The sequence below is a fragment of the Streptomyces sp. NPDC041124 genome (assembly GCF_055592385.1).
This window is the reverse complement of the sequence record NZ_JBVIYR010000006.1, coordinates 185,328-199,188: the sequence shown is the minus strand read 5'-3', so window position 1 is coordinate 199,188 and position 13,861 is coordinate 185,328. Positions and strand designations below refer to the sequence as shown.

The 13,861-nt window shown below is 72.5% G+C and carries 13 protein-coding genes; 4 read left to right on the top strand and 9 right to left on the bottom strand.

All coding sequences use genetic code 11. The annotated features are described in order from the left end of the window. Positions 1-11 precede the first annotated feature (11 nt). The gene (locus ACZ6A9_RS18270; RefSeq protein ID WP_468986374.1) at positions 12-1,391 is read right to left on the bottom strand and encodes an FAD-binding oxidoreductase; all 1,380 of its coding nucleotides are present in this window, start codon (positions 1,389-1,391) and stop codon (positions 12-14) included. A gap of 162 nt (positions 1,392-1,553) precedes the next feature. Here ACZ6A9_RS18270 and ACZ6A9_RS18265 point away from each other — a divergent pair, with 162 nt between their 5' ends. Both ACZ6A9_RS18265 and ACZ6A9_RS18260 read left to right on the top strand, forming a co-directional pair. Continuing rightward, positions 1,554-1,904, top strand: a complete 351-nt coding sequence (locus tag ACZ6A9_RS18265; protein ID WP_468986371.1) for a VOC family protein — start codon at positions 1,554-1,556, stop codon at positions 1,902-1,904. A gap of 5 nt (positions 1,905-1,909) precedes the next feature. Then, positions 1,910-3,091 carry a class I SAM-dependent methyltransferase gene (locus ACZ6A9_RS18260; protein ID WP_468986365.1) on the top strand — a complete coding sequence of 394 codons (1,182 nt, stop codon included), beginning with the start codon at positions 1,910-1,912 and terminating at the stop codon, positions 3,089-3,091. 60 nt (positions 3,092-3,151) lie between these two features. On the opposite strand, the gene ACZ6A9_RS18255 is transcribed toward ACZ6A9_RS18260, so the two are convergent. From ACZ6A9_RS18255 to ACZ6A9_RS18225, 7 genes are read right to left on the bottom strand one after another with little or no spacing between them, the layout of a single operon-like run. Next, positions 3,152-4,021: an alpha/beta fold hydrolase gene (locus ACZ6A9_RS18255; RefSeq protein WP_468986361.1), complete on the bottom strand. Its 870-nt coding sequence runs from the start codon at positions 4,019-4,021 to the stop codon at positions 3,152-3,154. Positions 4,022-4,042: 21 nt separating this feature from the next. After that, positions 4,043-5,407 carry an NAD(P)/FAD-dependent oxidoreductase gene (locus ACZ6A9_RS18250; protein ID WP_468986358.1) on the bottom strand — a complete coding sequence of 455 codons (1,365 nt, stop codon included), beginning with the start codon at positions 5,405-5,407 and terminating at the stop codon, positions 4,043-4,045. Positions 5,408-5,409: 2 nt separating this feature from the next. Next, positions 5,410-6,240: an ABC transporter permease gene (locus tag ACZ6A9_RS18245; protein WP_468986356.1), complete on the bottom strand. Its 831-nt coding sequence runs from the start codon at positions 6,238-6,240 to the stop codon at positions 5,410-5,412. Next, the gene (locus tag ACZ6A9_RS18240; protein ID WP_468986352.1) at positions 6,237-7,055 is read right to left on the bottom strand and encodes an ABC transporter permease; all 819 of its coding nucleotides are present in this window, start codon (positions 7,053-7,055) and stop codon (positions 6,237-6,239) included. The genes ACZ6A9_RS18245 and ACZ6A9_RS18240 overlap by 4 nt, the downstream gene beginning before the upstream one ends. Then, positions 7,052-7,990: an ATP-binding cassette domain-containing protein gene (locus tag ACZ6A9_RS18235; protein ID WP_468986350.1), complete on the bottom strand. Its 939-nt coding sequence runs from the start codon at positions 7,988-7,990 to the stop codon at positions 7,052-7,054. Before ACZ6A9_RS18235 ends, ACZ6A9_RS18240 begins: the two co-directional genes overlap by 4 nt. Before the next feature lie 54 nt (positions 7,991-8,044). Beyond that, entirely contained in the window at positions 8,045-8,314 is a 270-nt protein-coding gene (locus tag ACZ6A9_RS18230) for an acyl carrier protein (protein ID WP_468986345.1), read from the bottom strand. 48 nt (positions 8,315-8,362) lie between these two features. Further along, positions 8,363-10,027, bottom strand: a complete 1,665-nt coding sequence (locus ACZ6A9_RS18225) for an AMP-binding protein (protein WP_468986342.1) — start codon at positions 10,025-10,027, stop codon at positions 8,363-8,365. 149 nt (positions 10,028-10,176) lie between these two features. Here ACZ6A9_RS18225 and ACZ6A9_RS18220 point away from each other — a divergent pair, with 149 nt between their 5' ends. Continuing rightward, positions 10,177-11,784: a (2,3-dihydroxybenzoyl)adenylate synthase gene (locus tag ACZ6A9_RS18220; RefSeq protein WP_468986340.1), complete on the top strand. Its 1,608-nt coding sequence runs from the start codon at positions 10,177-10,179 to the stop codon at positions 11,782-11,784. Further along, positions 11,781-12,644: a 4'-phosphopantetheinyl transferase family protein gene (locus ACZ6A9_RS18215; RefSeq protein WP_468986336.1), complete on the top strand. Its 864-nt coding sequence runs from the start codon at positions 11,781-11,783 to the stop codon at positions 12,642-12,644. The genes ACZ6A9_RS18220 and ACZ6A9_RS18215 overlap by 4 nt, the downstream gene beginning before the upstream one ends. Here ACZ6A9_RS18215 and ACZ6A9_RS18210 read toward each other — a convergent pair. Next, positions 12,599-13,813 (bottom strand): cytochrome P450, encoded by a 1,215-nt coding sequence (locus tag ACZ6A9_RS18210; protein ID WP_468987217.1) that lies wholly within the window; start codon positions 13,811-13,813, stop codon positions 12,599-12,601. The genes ACZ6A9_RS18215 and ACZ6A9_RS18210 overlap by 46 nt on opposite strands. Positions 13,814-13,861: the final 48 nt, after the last annotated feature.

Below are 13,861 nucleotides of genomic sequence, written 5' to 3'. Positions count from 1 at the left end.
GCCCGCCGGGCTCAGCTCGCCGGCTTGATGTTGTTGTTCGTGTGGAAGAAGTTCTCGGGGTCGTAGACCGCCTTGATCCGGGTCAGCCGCTCGTAGTTGGAGCCGTAGGCGTCCTCGATGCGCTCGGCGGAGTCCGCGCCCAGGTGGTTGGCGTAGACCGCGCCGGTGGTGTAGGGCAGGAGTTCGGCGTACACCTTCTCGGTCCACTCGACGGCCTCCTCGTCCTTGGCCGGATCGGTCCAGGAGGTGAGGATGCTGGTCAGGTAGCCCTCGCGGTGCGGGAAGGGGGTCTCGGAGGCCGGTACGTTCGACATGACACCGCCCATCAGGCCGCCGCCGACCAGGCTCCGTTCGGACGGGGCGTTGACGAACCCGTCGGCGAGGATCCGCAGCGGCTCGTCACGCAGTTCGGGCAGCAGGAACGAACGCGGGTAGTACCGGTGACCGGCGACGGTGTTCTCGTCGAGCATCCGCTGCACGGCCACGTACGGCATCAACCCGCAGTGGTCGAGGAGCGCGCCGGTGCCGAGGCCGCGCATCCGGCCGATCAGGTCCTCGGTGGAGTCGTCGGGGGCCGCGTGCACGAAGCCCAGGCCGATCGCCGGTGCGCCGCCCGGAGCGGTGAGGAAGGCGAAGGAGGTGGTCAGCTCGTCGGGGGCGGTCCGGTTGAACTCGTCGAGCCGCCGGGCCACGTCCACCGTCTGGTCGATGGGGAAGGCGAGCAGCCCCGCCATGCAGTCGCCCTGCGGGTGCAGGTTGAACTCGAAGCGGGTGGCCACGCCGTAGTTGCCGCCGCCGCCCCGGATCGCCCAGAACAGGTCGGGGTGGTCCTGGGCGGTGGTGGTCACCAGCTCGCCGCTGGCGAGCACGATGTCAGCGGAGACCAGGTTGTCCACGAGCAGCCCCCGGTAGCGGGCGAGCCAGCCGAGGCCACCGCCCAGCGTGAGGCCGCCGATGCCGATGTACGACTCCTGGGAGCCGGTGACGGCGAGCCCGAAGCCGGTGGTCTCGGCGTCGACGTCGCCCTGCTCCAGGCCGGGCTGGACGACCAGACGGCGCTCGGCCGGGTCGACCCGTATGCCGCGCAGGCGGGAGGTGTCGAGCAGCAGCCCGCCCTCGATGGTGCCGGTGCCGGCGAAGCAGTGACCGCCGCCCTTGACGGCCAGCTCGATGTCGTTCTCCCGCGCGAAGTTGACGGCCCTGACGACGTCGGAAGCGCCGTCCACCTGGACGATCGCCCCGGGGTTCTTCTGGAAGTAGCCGTTCCAGATCTGCTTGCGCTCGTCATAGTCGGCGTCCTGCGCGGTGATGATCCGGCCCCTGATCGCCTCACCCAGCTCCGCGAGCCTGGATTCCGGGATGGCCGTACCGGTCGCGGTGACGAGTCCCACGTCAGTCCTCCTTCGGCAGTGGCGAGTTCGGCCTGCGCGCCCTCGCGCGCAAGGAGGCCGATGCGAGGAGAACGTACGGCGGCCGAAGGGTCCGCGACGCAGGGGTGAAAGAGGGCGGAAAGGCCCCCGGGGCCGCGGGGTGCGCTGGTTACGCTGGCGCACATGTCTGTACTCCGCGCGATGCCGCTGCTCACGGTGAGCGAGCTCGATTCCGCAGTGCAAGCCCACGTCCGGGTCACCGGAATGGAAGTGATCATGAATCACGGCTGGATCGTCACCCTCGCTCCGCCGGCCGACCACTCCGTGCAGGTCAGCCTGATCACCAAGGACCCCACCGGGCCGGTGAACCCGGTGGCCTCCCTCGAGGTGGAGGACCTGGACGCGGCACTCGCGGGAGCCCGCGCCGCCGGCCTGGAGATCCTGTACGGACCCGAGGACGAGGAGTGGGGCGTACGGCGCTTCTTCTACCGGGACCACGACGGCAACGTCGTCAACGTCCTCGCCCACCACTGACCGCCATGGCGCCCGTCTTCCGCACCCCCTCCTCCGCCCTTCCCGGACCCGGCGTGCCGCCCGCCGGGCGGGACAAGCCGGCCACGCCCGCGGCGGACTCCACGCAGGCGTTCTCCGTGCGGCTCTTCGGCGCCGGGCTCGCCGCGGCCGAACTGATGACCTGCTACTTGGGGCTGGAACTGGGCCTGTACGAAGCCCTGCGCCGCATCGGCCCCGCCACGGCCGCACAGGTCGCGAAGGAGAGCGGCCTCGACGCCCGGATGGTCCGGGAGTGGCTGGAACAGCAGACCTGTGCCGGTGTGCTGACCGTCGACGCACCCGACGCACAGCCGGAGACCCGGCGTTTCGCGCTGCCGCCCGCCCACGCGGAAGCGCTGCTCGACGCCGGCAGCCCGAACTGGATCGCCCCGCTGGTCGTGATGCCCATCGGCGGCATGGCGGCCGTGCTGCCGCAGCTGGTGGACGCCTACCGCGGTCGCCGGGGCCTTCCGTACGCGGCCTACGGCGAGGCCCTGCGCGGGGGGCAGGCGGGCCTGAACCGCGGTGTCTTCGAGCACCACCTGCCCGGCTGGATCAGCCGCCACCTGCCCGACATCGACGCCCGGCTGCGGGTGCCGGGCAGCAGCATCGCCGACGTGGCGTGTGGTTCCGGCCTCTCCACGCTGGCGCTGGCCCGGATGTTCCCCGACGCCGAGGTGTACGGGATCGACCTGGACGAGGCGTCGATCAGGGACGCCGAGGCGAACCTCGCCGCCGCCGATCCCGCGGAGGGTCTGAGCGACCGGGTCCGCTTCCGCGCCGGGGACGCCGGTGAGGCCGGAGGGCCCGGGTCGGAAGGACACACCCTGGTGTGCGTGTTCGACGCCCTGCACGACATGTCGGCGCCGGTGGACGTGCTCCGGGCCTGCCGCCGGCTGATGGCGCCCGGGGGTGCGGTGCTGCTGATGGAGCCCTCCGTCGGCGAGCGCTTCACCCCGTCGGCGCCGGACAGCGAGCGCTTCCATTACGCGGTCAGCGTGCTGCACTGCCTGCCGGTCGGGATGAGCCGGACGCCGAGCGCGGCCACGGGCACGGTGATGCGGCCGGACACCGTGCGCGGGTACGCCGCCGAGGCCGGCCTGGACACCCGGGTGATCGACGTGGGGCACCCGTTCCACCGGCTGTACCGGCTCACCGCCCGGCCGTAAGGCGGTACGACGACGGCTCCCGGCCTCACGGAGGCCGGGAGCCGTCGCGTCGCGGGAGGATCAGCTCTCCTCCGTCCGCTCCTCGGAGAGCCGGCGCGAGCCGCGCGGGGTACCGACCTTGCCCGAGCGCAGGTAGTCGGCGACCAGCGCGTTGACCTCGGTGGGCTTCTCCAGCAGGGAGGCGTGCCCGCAATTGCGTATCTCGGTGTACTCGGCGGTGGGGATCAGATCCGCCAGCTCCCGCGACAGGTGCCGAGGCGCGACGATGTCGTGTTCCATGCCCACGACGAGCAACGGCACCCGCACCGCGGCCACTTCCTCGTCACTGGGCCGGAAGGCGGTGCTCGCCTCGGCGTGCCCGATGGCGCCGTGCCCGCCCGACTCCGCGAGGCCCGCCAGCCCGTCCAGGTAGGGCGCGATGAACTGGTCGCGGTTGAGCGCCCTCGGCCCGAACAGGTACATCGCCCGGAAGGTCCCCTCCAGCAGGGCCGGCACCTTGTGCCCGTTCTTCAGCCGGTCCACCGCCTCGGCCTGAATGGCCTGCTGCAGCTTGCCGGGCTTCCACGGGACCCCGATGAGCGCGGCGCGCTCGATCAGCTCGGGGCGTTTCATCGCCAGTTCCAGCAGGATCATCGCGCCCACCGAGTAGCCGATGTAGGTACAGGGGCCCAGCCCCAGCGCCTCGTTGAGTGCGGCCAGGTCCTGCCCGAGCAGTTCCACCGTGTACGGCGGAGGGGTCTCCTCGGAGGGGTGGACACCGCGCAGGTCGAAGGTGACGACGCGGTACCCGGCCTTCGTCAGCTGCGGCACCTGCATGGTCTCGAACAAGGAAGCCTGGTGCTGTCCGGGCACGAGCACGACCACGGGACCGTCCTCCGGGCCGTAGATGTCGTAGCTCAGCGTGACGTCCGTGGGCAGGGTGACTTTCATGGTGTTCCCTTCTGTGGGCGCTCAGCCGGTGACCAGGCGCTCGAAGTCCTGACGGTTGGGTCCGACGTGCTCGCGCCGGAGATCGGGGTGCTCGCGCAGGAACGCGAGCACCCTGCGGGCCACCTTGCGGTCCCGCATCAGCTCGGCCGGGGTGAGCAGCATGTGGTAGACGCGTTCGGCGGCGACACGCACGTGCGCGTCCTCCTCGCGCAGGACGGCGAGGGCGGTGAGGACGCGGGCGGTCAGCGAGTCGTCGTGCGCTCCACCCGCGAGTTCGGCGAGCCGGGCGGCGTCGGTGGCGACCTGCTGCTCGAACCACAGCCCCAGGCACTGTTCGGTGGCCTCGTGAGTTTCCACGGCCCAGCGCGCCGGGTCCTGGTCGAGGCGGCCGAGTCGGTCGGCGACGGTCCTGGCGTGTGCCAGGGCGAGGGACACGCCGCGTCCGAAGGTGGGGTTGGTCTGTACGCAGGCGTCGCCCACCATCGCGTAACCGGTGACCAGCGGGGCTCCGTCCGCGACCAGTGACCGGCGGCGGTTCTCCAGACCGGCCATCGGCATCGGGCCGCCGACCGGCGTCGCTCCGTCGAGCCAGTCGCGCGCCCGGGCCACGCTGGCCAGGAACCGCAGGTAGACCGGGCGGTCCAGCAGCCGGGTCCGTACGGGGTCGTGGGAGGAGATGGCGGTCGACAGGTGGAAGCGGCCGTTGTCGCCGGGGAAGGCCAGCACGGTGGCGAAGTCGAGTTCGTGCACCACCGGGGCCCGTAACGACGGGAACCGACCGCCCGCGTCCAGCGCGAACTCCTGGGCGATATAGGAGAATCCGCACGACTGGACCGTCTCCCGGGGCGGGGCGCCACCGATCGCGGTGAGCCAGGCGGCCACCGAGGACCTGCGGCCCGTGGCGTCCAGCACCACGTCGGCGACCAGGTCGCCGCCCCCCGCGAGGCGTACCCCGTGCACATGGGGAACACCGTGCGGCGTTCCGGCGCTCAGCAGGCCGGTGACCCTGTCGTGCAGCAGCGTGACCGAGGGGTCGGCAGCGGCACGGCGGCGCAGCGCGGCCTCGAAGACCAGCCGGCGGCTGAGCAGGCCGAGGTCGTCCCCGCCCGTCTCCAGGGGCACGGCGACCGCACCGCGGCCGGTCAGCTCCGCCAGCGCCTCGGGGCACTCCTCGCGCAGCACCCCGATGCCCAGCCCCAGCAGGGCGTGCCCCTGACGGGCGTGCGGCACGCCGCGCCGCTCCCAGTCGGCCACCTCAATGTGGGCCCCGCCCTCGGGGGGCGGGCCGTCCCGTTCGACGAGCGTCACCCGGTGTCCGCGGCGGGCGGCGAAGACCGCGAGCCCGAGACCGGCCACTCCCCCGCCCAGTACGACGATGTCCGCCACGGTCAGCCGCGCTTCACGAGCATCGCGAAACGGCGCGTGGCGACGGCCGTGCACACCACCGTGACGCCCACGGTCCAGGCGGCCGTCCCGAGCACCGGTGCGGTCAGCGCGCCCTGGTGGGAGAGTCCGGCCAGTGCGTCGGCCGCCAGCGAGACCGGGTTGACGCTCACCGCCGGCCGGATCCAGCCCGGGAACGCCTCCAGCGGTACGTAACCGCTGGACATCAGCGTCAGCACCAGCGTGGGCATCTGGACGTAGCGCACGATGACGCCGGGGTGCTGGGCGACGAGGGCGACGGCGACGGCCAGCGCGCTGCACATCATCCCGAACAGCGCCACGATCCCGAAGAAGCCGAGCACCGCCAGCGGCCCCCGGGAGAACCGGAAGCCGACCGTGTGGGCGACGAGCGTGACCAGGACGGCCACCCCCATGATCCGTACGAAGTCGCCGCCGATCCGCCCGAGGACGTACGCCCGCATGTCCAGCGGCATCGCCCGCAGCCGGTTGAACACCCCGCTGCGGATGTCGCTCCACAGGGCGATCGCCGTGGTGAGAACCGAGGAGAACGCCGTGGTGAGCACGATCAGCGGGGCGAGGCGCCGCACGTAGTCGACGTCCTGGGTGTCGCTCACCAGCACGCTGAAGGCGGCCAGCAGCATGAAGAGCTGAAGCAGCGGGAAGGCGACGGTGACGATGATCATCATCCGGTTCCGGACGAACTGGCGGAGCACCCGTCCGGCGATGACGACGGAGGCTCCGGCCAGGGTGGCCGGGTCGGGCGAGGAGGACGGCGGCACCGGCGGTGCCGCCGTCTCCGGCGGCTGCACGGTCATCGGATGGCCACCTTCCTGAAGGCGACGGTCGTGGTCCAGGAGAAGAGGGCGAGGAGACCCACCACCCACGCGAGGCCGGGCAGGGTCGCGCCCCAGGTGAGTTCGGCGGTCGACAGGGCGCGCAGCGCGTCGATCACTCCGGACACCGGGGAGGCCGTGACGGCCGGCTGGAGCCAGCCGGGGAAGAGGTCCGCCTCGACGAAGCCGGTGGAGAGCACCAGCAGCGGCAGGTACGGCAGGTGGAGCACCGCGCTGAGCGCCTCCAGGTTGCGCAGGCGCAGCGCTATGGTGGCCGTGGCCAGCGACAGGGCCACGGTGAACGCCGCGGCGAACAGCACGAAGCCCAGTGCGGCGAGCACTCCGTGGTCGAAGCGGAAGCCCGCCAGATGCCCGGCGAGCACGATGGCGACACTGGACAGGAGACCTTGCAGCGCCACCACGGCCAGATGCGCCAGGCTCATCGCGCGCATGTCGACCGGGCTGGTCAGCAGGCGGGAGAAGACGCCGCTGGAACGGTCGGCGGCCAGGTCGGTGGCGCTCCCGATGGCCACGAACATCAGGGCCTGGACCAGGACGGTGGGAGTGACGAAGCGGCCGAACTCGATGCCCCGCTCGTCCAGCATTCCGGCGAAGGTGCAGTAGAAGATGCCGAAGAAGAGCAGCGGCTGCGCCACGGTGGCCACCAGGCCGCCCCGGGAGAACGAACGTCCCCGCAACCGGTCGAAGAGGACCTGGAAGTCGTGCTGCCAGCCGGCCGGGCGGCCCGGGGGCGCCGGGGCGCCGGGCGCCGCCACGACGCCGGGTGTGGTGCTCATCGGGCGGCCTCCTTCTCCATCGGCTCGGTGAGGGCGAAGAAGACCTCGTCGAGCGTCGGCTTGGTGACCTCGATGTCGGCGACCCGCAGTCCCTTGCCGTCCAGCCGGCTGAGCACCGCGCCGACGTCCTCGGGGCGTGCCACGGGCACGGCGACCTTGTCGCCCTCGGCCGTCACGCCGGGGAGGTCGTCGAGGGCCCGGCGGGCCGCCGCGGTGCCGGCGGCGTCGGTCAGGGTGAGGCGGCACATGAGGCCGCCCACGTCGAGCTTGAGCTCGTCCGAGGAGCCGTCCGCGAGGACCCGGCCCTTGTCGATGACGACGATGCGCTCGGCGAGCTGGTCGGCCTCCTCCAGGTACTGCGTGGTGAGCAGGACGGCGACCCCCCGTGCGGCCTCGGCCCTGACCATGTCCCACAGGAGTTTGCGGCTGCGCGGATCAAGGCCGGTGGTCGGTTCGTCCAGCACCAGCACCGGCCGCGGGACCACTAGGCTCACCGCGAGGTCGAGGCGGCGGCGCATGCCGCCGGAGAGGTACCCGACGGGGGTGTACGCCGCTTCGCCCAGCTCGAACCGCTCCAGCATCTCCCCCGCCCGCTGCTGGGCCTCGCCCCTGCCGAGGCCGAGGAGCCGGCCGAAGAACACCAGGTTCTCGCGCGGGCTGATCTGTTCATCGAGGGCGGCGAACTGCCCGGTGACGGCGATGTTGGCGCGCACCAGGGACGGGTCGGCGGCGGAGTCGTGGCCCAGGACGCGGATGGTGCCGCCGTCGGGCTGCAGCAGCGTGGTCAGGCAGTTGATGAGGGTGGTCTTGCCCGCTCCGTTGGGGCCGAGCAGGCCCACCACGGTGCCGGCCGGTATCCGCAGCGACACCCGGTCGAGCGCGGTCTGCTCGCCGAATCGCTTGGTGAGGCCCGAGAGGAAGATCGCCTCGGTCATCGTAGCTCCTTCATTCCTTCGTGACGTCGTCGTGCTCGGGTGAGTGGGGGGCGATCACGACGGCGTCCGGACCTCGACCTGGCTCAGGACGTAGCCGACGACCTGTTCGGTGGTCCGGATGGCACGTCCGGTCTGCTCGTCGATCGGCGGCAGATCGAAGTCGTCCTCGATCGCGAACGCCATCTCCAGCAGGGCCAGGGAGTGGAACCCCAGGTCCTCGACCAGACGCATGTCCGTGCCCGCCTCGAACCGCTCCCGCTCGGGGGCGAGTTGCTCGATGATCGCGAGCACGGTCTCGCGCACCTCTTCACTGGAGTAGGACATGTGGTCTCCTGTTCTGGGGCCGGTCGGGCAGGGGCGTGCGGGGGCCGGTCAGGCGGGGCCGTCGGTCGCGGCGGACACCGCGTCGAAGACGCGCTCCTGGCTGAGGCGCTGCCAGAGCTGACGGCGGCGGCTCTTGCCGCTGCTGGTACGGGGGATCGCGCCCCGGGGCACCCGGGCCACGTGCCGGCGGGTGCCGGGGCAGGCCGCGGCGAGCACGTCCTCCGCCACCTCGGCGGCCCGGGTGTCGAGTCCTTCCAGCACGGCCACGGCGTGCGGGCGACCGTCCGCCTCGCCGAGCACGACGCAGACCCTGCTCAGGTTGAGTCCGGCCCTGCCGAGCATCAGCTCCACGTCCTCGGCGAAGAGCGAGCGGGCGTGGACCTTGACGCTGTCGCCGAGCCTGCCCAGCACGTAGAACTCACCCGCCAGCTGGAAGGCGACGTCGCGGGTGAGGAGCCACCCGTCCACGAAGGCGGTGCCCTCGGCGGAGCCGTCCGCGAGGTAACCCTCGGCCAACGAGGAGCCCGAGACAGCGAGTTCGCCGACGTGGCCCTCGGGCAGCGGCTCCCCGTCCTCGCCGACGACCCGCACCGTCAGGCCGTCCAGTGCGCGGCCGCAGCTCATCACCTGGATCGTCGCCCGGTCCGCGCGTCCGTCCGCGACACTCACCTTCGCTCCGACCCGCAGCTCGTCCCGGTGCACGAGGACGGCGCGCGGCACCTCCTCGACGGGCACTCCGGTGACGGCGAGGGTGCTCTCGGCCAGCCCGTAGGCGGGGGTGAGGGTGTGCGGGGACAGGCCGTGCGGGCGCATCAATTCCGTGAAGCGGGCCACCAGCGCGGGGTCGATGCGTTCGGCCCCGACGATCACCGCCCGGGTGCCGGAGAAGTCGGCGCCCTCCAGGTCGGCCTGGCCGATCTTGTCCACGATGCGCTGCAGGCCGAACGCCGGGGTAGCGGTGATCGTGGCGGGCTGCTCGACCCGGTGGGCGTCGAAACGGGTGAGGTACGACAGCGGATGGCGCAGGAAGGTCTCGGGCCTGCACACCGCCAGCCGGTTGTTGCCGGAGACGGGCACCACCAGGCAGCCGATGAGCCCCATGTCGTGGTGCATCGGCAGCCAGGAACACCAGGAGTCGTCGCGCCCCGCCCGCTCCCAGGCACGGATCGCGGCGGTGTTGGCGTCGAGTGCGGCGTGGCTGATCCGCACTCCGCGCGGGCGGCCCGAGCTGCCGGAGGTGAACTGGACGAGAGCCTGATCGGCGGGGTCCCGCCGGCCGGGATCGCCCGCGACGAGCTCCTCCAGGAGCAGGACCCGGGCACCCGGCCCGGTCTCGGCCAGGACGTCCACGGTGTAGTCGTGGTGGGCGGCGTCGACCAGCACGGCGCCGGCGTCCACCGCGGCGACGACGGCGCGGACGTGGGCACGGGCGGCCTCACCCGACATCCGGTTGGGGGGTGCCAGCACGCTCACCACGCATCCGGCGGCCTGCACCCCGTAGAAGGCGGCGACGAGGTCGGGGCCGGTCGAGCACAGCAACGGCACCACCGCCCCGCGGGGCACGCCCCGCGCGATCAGCCCGCCCGCGATCCGGAGCGCGGCGTCGGCGAGTTCGGTGTAGGGCCGGTAGGTGTGCGATGCCTCGTCGAACATCTCCACACCGCTGTCGTCGCGAGGTGCGTCGAGCCAGTTCAGCGTACGGGGGCGACTCATCCATCACTCCTAGGCGGGGCGTCCCGGGGGCCGGGATCTCGTCGGCGACGCTGGTGACGATAGGAGCGATCGCGGTGGCGCCCTTCGTCTCTTTCACGGCTCTGTTCGTCCCGGCCGGCGCGGCGCGGCGGGCCGGAACACTGGCTGCCATGGATGAGTTCACGCCGTGGAGCGACGAGGACGCCGCCCGCTACCGGGCCGCCGGGATCTGGCGGGGAGTGCCGCTGGGCAACGCGCTGACGGAGACGGCACTGGCCTTCCCCGGCCGAACCGCGGCCGTGGACCGCACACGCCGCATCACGCACGGCGAGGTGCGCGCCGAGGCCGACGACATCGCGCGCGGACTGCTGGCCCGGGGCGTGAACCCCGGGGACCGGGTCATGGTCCAGCTGCCGAACGTCGTGGAGTTCCTCACCGTCACGGTGGGACTGTTCCGGGCCGGCGTCATCCCGGTGTTCGCGCTGCCGGGACACCGGGAGAGCGAGGTACGGCACCTGATCGAGGCTTCCGGCGCGGTCGGTTACGTGACCACCGGCCGGTTCCAGGGATTCGACTACCGCACCCTCGCCCGGCACGCCGCGTCCCTGCCCGGCGTCCGCACGGTGATCGTGGCGGGCGACAGCGAGGACCTCACCCCGTTGTCCCGGGTCCGCGCCCAGGGCGCCGGCGGCGGGCCGCTGCCCGAGGTCGATCCCTCGGGCGTGGCGTTCCTGCTGCTCAGCGGCGGCAGCACCGGCAAGCCCAAGCTGATACCGCGGACGCACGACGACTACCTCTTCAACATCGCCGCCTGCGCACAGGCCCTGGAGTTCGGCGCGGAGAGCGTGTACCTGGCGGCCAACCCGGCGGCGCACAACGCCGCCCTGGGATGCCCCGGAGTGCTCGGCGCACTGCTGGTGGGCGGCACGGCGGTCCTGGCCGCGAGCCCCTCCCCCGACGAGGTGTTCCCGCTGATCGAGCGGGAGGGCGTCACCCACACCACCGTGGTGCCCGCCCTCGCGGCGCTGTGGTCGAAGGTCGCCGCGAAACGGCCGGTGGACATGAAGGGGGTCGTCCTCCAGGTGGGCAGTTCCAAGTTCGACGAGCAGGCCGCCGGGCGCGCGCAGTCGGCGCTCGGCTGCCGCATCACGAACTGGTTCGGCATCGGCGAGGGCCTGCTGACGTACACGCGCCTGGACGACCCGGAAGAAGTGGTGCACGGAACCGAGGGCCGCCCGCTGTCGGAGTTCGACGAACTGCGCCTCGTCGACGAGCAGTTGCGCGAGGTTCCGACGGGCGCTGTGGGCGAGCTGGTCACCCGCGGCCCGTACACGATCAACGGCTACTGGAACGCACCGGAGGCGAACCGCACCTCGTTCACCCCCGACGGCTTCTTCCGCACCGGTGACCTGGCCAGGCTCACCCCTGAGGGCAACCTGGTGATCGTGGGCCGCGCCAAGGACGTGATCAACCGGGGCGGCGAGAAGGTGTCGGCCGACGAGATCGAGGGACACCTGCGCGGCCACGAGGCCATCGACGACGCCGCGGTGGTGGCCCGGCCGGACGCTGAACTCGGCGAGGGCGTCCTCGCGTTCGTGGTCCCGAGCGGCGGGGCCGGGCAGACACCCTCGCTGATGGAGATCAAGCGGTACCTGGCGGGCAAGGGACTGGCCGCGTTCAAGCTGCCCGACGAGGTGCGCGAGCTGCCGGTGCTGCCGCGCACTCCGGTCGGCAAGATCGACAAGGTGGCGCTGCGGGCGACGGCGGCATCCCGTTGACCCGTGGGACGGAGTTCTCCGGCGCGGCCGGTGAGGCGGAGCACCCCTGTACGGCCCGTACGACGGGAGCCTTCGGCACCGCCCGCACGACAGCCGTCCCCGGTGTGATCCGGACGCTGCTGCCCGCGTACGCGGCGGCCCTGGAGAGCACCTGGGAGCTGACCGGCCCCGCGCTCTACGAGGCGGAACGGCGGCAGGTGGCCGATGTGCTGCCCGCGCGCCGCGCGGAGTACACCACCGTCCGGCGGGTGGCGCGCGCCTGTCTGACCGAACTGGGCGTCCCGCCCGCCGCACTGGTGCGCGGCACCGACGGGGCGCCCCGGTGGCCGGCCGGGACGGTCGGCTCCATGACGCACTGCCGGGGTTACCGGGCGGCGGCGGTGGCACGTTCCCGGGACGCCGGCGGTGTGGGCATCGACGCCGAGCCGTGCGCGCCGCTGCCCTCCCGGGTGCTGGCGCAGGTGACCTCGGCGGCCGAGCGGGCCCATCTCGCCGAGCTGGGCGCGACCTGGCCCGACGTGCCGTGGTGCCGGGTCCTCTTCAGCGCCAAGGAGGCGTACTACAAGGTCTGGTATCCCGCGATGGGGTGCTGGCTGGGTTTCGACGACGCCGAGGTCGTCCTCGAACCCGGCCGTGGGCGGGGCACGTTCGCGGTGCGGCCGGTCTCGGGCGGTGCTCGCCGGGCCCGCCGGACGGACTCCGTCTTCGCCCCGGCCGCCACCGGCTTCCCGTCCCTGCGCGGACGATGGGCCGCCGGTGCGGGTCTCGTGGTGACCGCGATCGCCGCGCCGGCGGGCTCCCTGCCCCACCGGGCTCAGACGGGCCGCACCGCCACCGGCACGCTGCGGTGGGCCCAGTAGGGGAAGCGGAAGCCGCCCGCGCTGGGCTCCCACTCGCCCTCGCCCGCCGACTCGATGTCCGCGAACCGGGCGACCAGCCGCTCGAAGACCACCGCCCCTTCCACCCTGGCCAGCGCCGCGCCGAGGCAGTGGTGCACTCCCCCGCCGAAACTCAGGTGCGGGTTGGGCGACCTCGTCAAGTCGGCCCGTTCCGGGTCGCGGAACACCCGCTCGTCGTGGTTCGCGGAGGCGAGCAGCAGCACCACCACGCGTCCTTTGCGGACCGTCAGACCCGCGATCTCGATCGGCTCCAGGGCCATCCGGGTAGTGGCGTGGATGGGCGCGTCGTAGCGCATGAACTCCTCCAGCGCGCTGCCGACGAGGCCCGGGGCCTCCCGCAACTGCCTCTGGGTGTGCGGCTGCCGCACGAGGAGGTCGCCGCCGGTGGCGATGGCGTTGGTGGTCGTCTCGAAGCCCGAATAGTAGACGAACAGCGCGTTGTCGATGATCTCCTCGTCGGTCAGCGGTTCCTCGCCGTCCTTGACCGCGGCAAGCATCCGCGACAGCAGGTCCTCACCGGGCCGGCGCCTGCGCTCACGGACCAGCTGGGCCATGTAGTCGCGCAGCTCGACCACGGCCCCATGCGCCTCGCGCTGCTTCTCCGGCGGGATGAACACCGCGAAGGCCTGGGCGAGCGAGGTGGAGAGGCGGGCGATGTCGGCCCGGTCGGGGCGGGGGATGTCCAGCAGCTCGCTCATCACCGTCATCGGCACGGGCACGGCCAGGTCGGCGACGAGGTCGAAGCGGCGCTCGTCGGCGAACCGGTCCAGCAAGCCGTCGACGAGCCGGGCGATGGGCTCGCGCAGCCCGCGCACCATCGCCGGACTGAGCGACTTGACGAGCAGCCGGCGCAGCCGGGTGTGGCCGGGCGGGTCGCGGTCGACGACGATGCGCCGCAGGTAGTCGTTGGCCGGCCCCTCGCCCACCGACACCGCCTGGTACTCCTCGGGGAACTCCCGGCCGAGCCGGGGGTCGCGCAGCAGTGCGGAGACCTCCTCGTGCCGCGGGAACACCCACTGCCCCGGACCGCCCCGGCAGACCGGACCGTACTCGCGCAGGCGGCGGTAGACCGGGTAGGGGTCGCGCATGGCGCGCGCGTCGTCCAGCAGGAAGCGCGGCATGTTCAGCACGGTGTTCAACGCTGCGTCACCTCCCGGCACCCTCGGGTGCGCGGCTCG

Bases quoted from the DNA above. Each gene is read 5' to 3' on its own strand.
- ACZ6A9_RS18260 (WP_468986365.1), top strand. From the start codon at position 1,910: ATGGCGCCCGTCTTCCGCACCCCCTCCTCCGCCCTTCCCGGACCCGGC.
- ACZ6A9_RS18235 (WP_468986350.1), bottom strand. From the start codon at position 7,990: ATGACCGAGGCGATCTTCCTCTCGGGCCTCACCAAGCGATTCGGCGAG.
- ACZ6A9_RS18225 (WP_468986342.1), bottom strand. From the start codon at position 10,027: ATGAGTCGCCCCCGTACGCTGAACTGGCTCGACGCACCTCGCGACGAC.
- ACZ6A9_RS18245 (WP_468986356.1), bottom strand. From the start codon at position 6,240: ATGACCGTGCAGCCGCCGGAGACGGCGGCACCGCCGGTGCCGCCGTCC.
- ACZ6A9_RS18255 (WP_468986361.1), bottom strand. From the start codon at position 4,021: ATGAAAGTCACCCTGCCCACGGACGTCACGCTGAGCTACGACATCTAC.
- ACZ6A9_RS18230 (WP_468986345.1), bottom strand. From the start codon at position 8,314: ATGTCCTACTCCAGTGAAGAGGTGCGCGAGACCGTGCTCGCGATCATC.
- ACZ6A9_RS18220 (WP_468986340.1), top strand. From the start codon at position 10,177: ATGGATGAGTTCACGCCGTGGAGCGACGAGGACGCCGCCCGCTACCGG.
- ACZ6A9_RS18240 (WP_468986352.1), bottom strand. From the start codon at position 7,055: ATGAGCACCACACCCGGCGTCGTGGCGGCGCCCGGCGCCCCGGCGCCC.
- ACZ6A9_RS18265 (WP_468986371.1), top strand. From the start codon at position 1,554: ATGTCTGTACTCCGCGCGATGCCGCTGCTCACGGTGAGCGAGCTCGAT.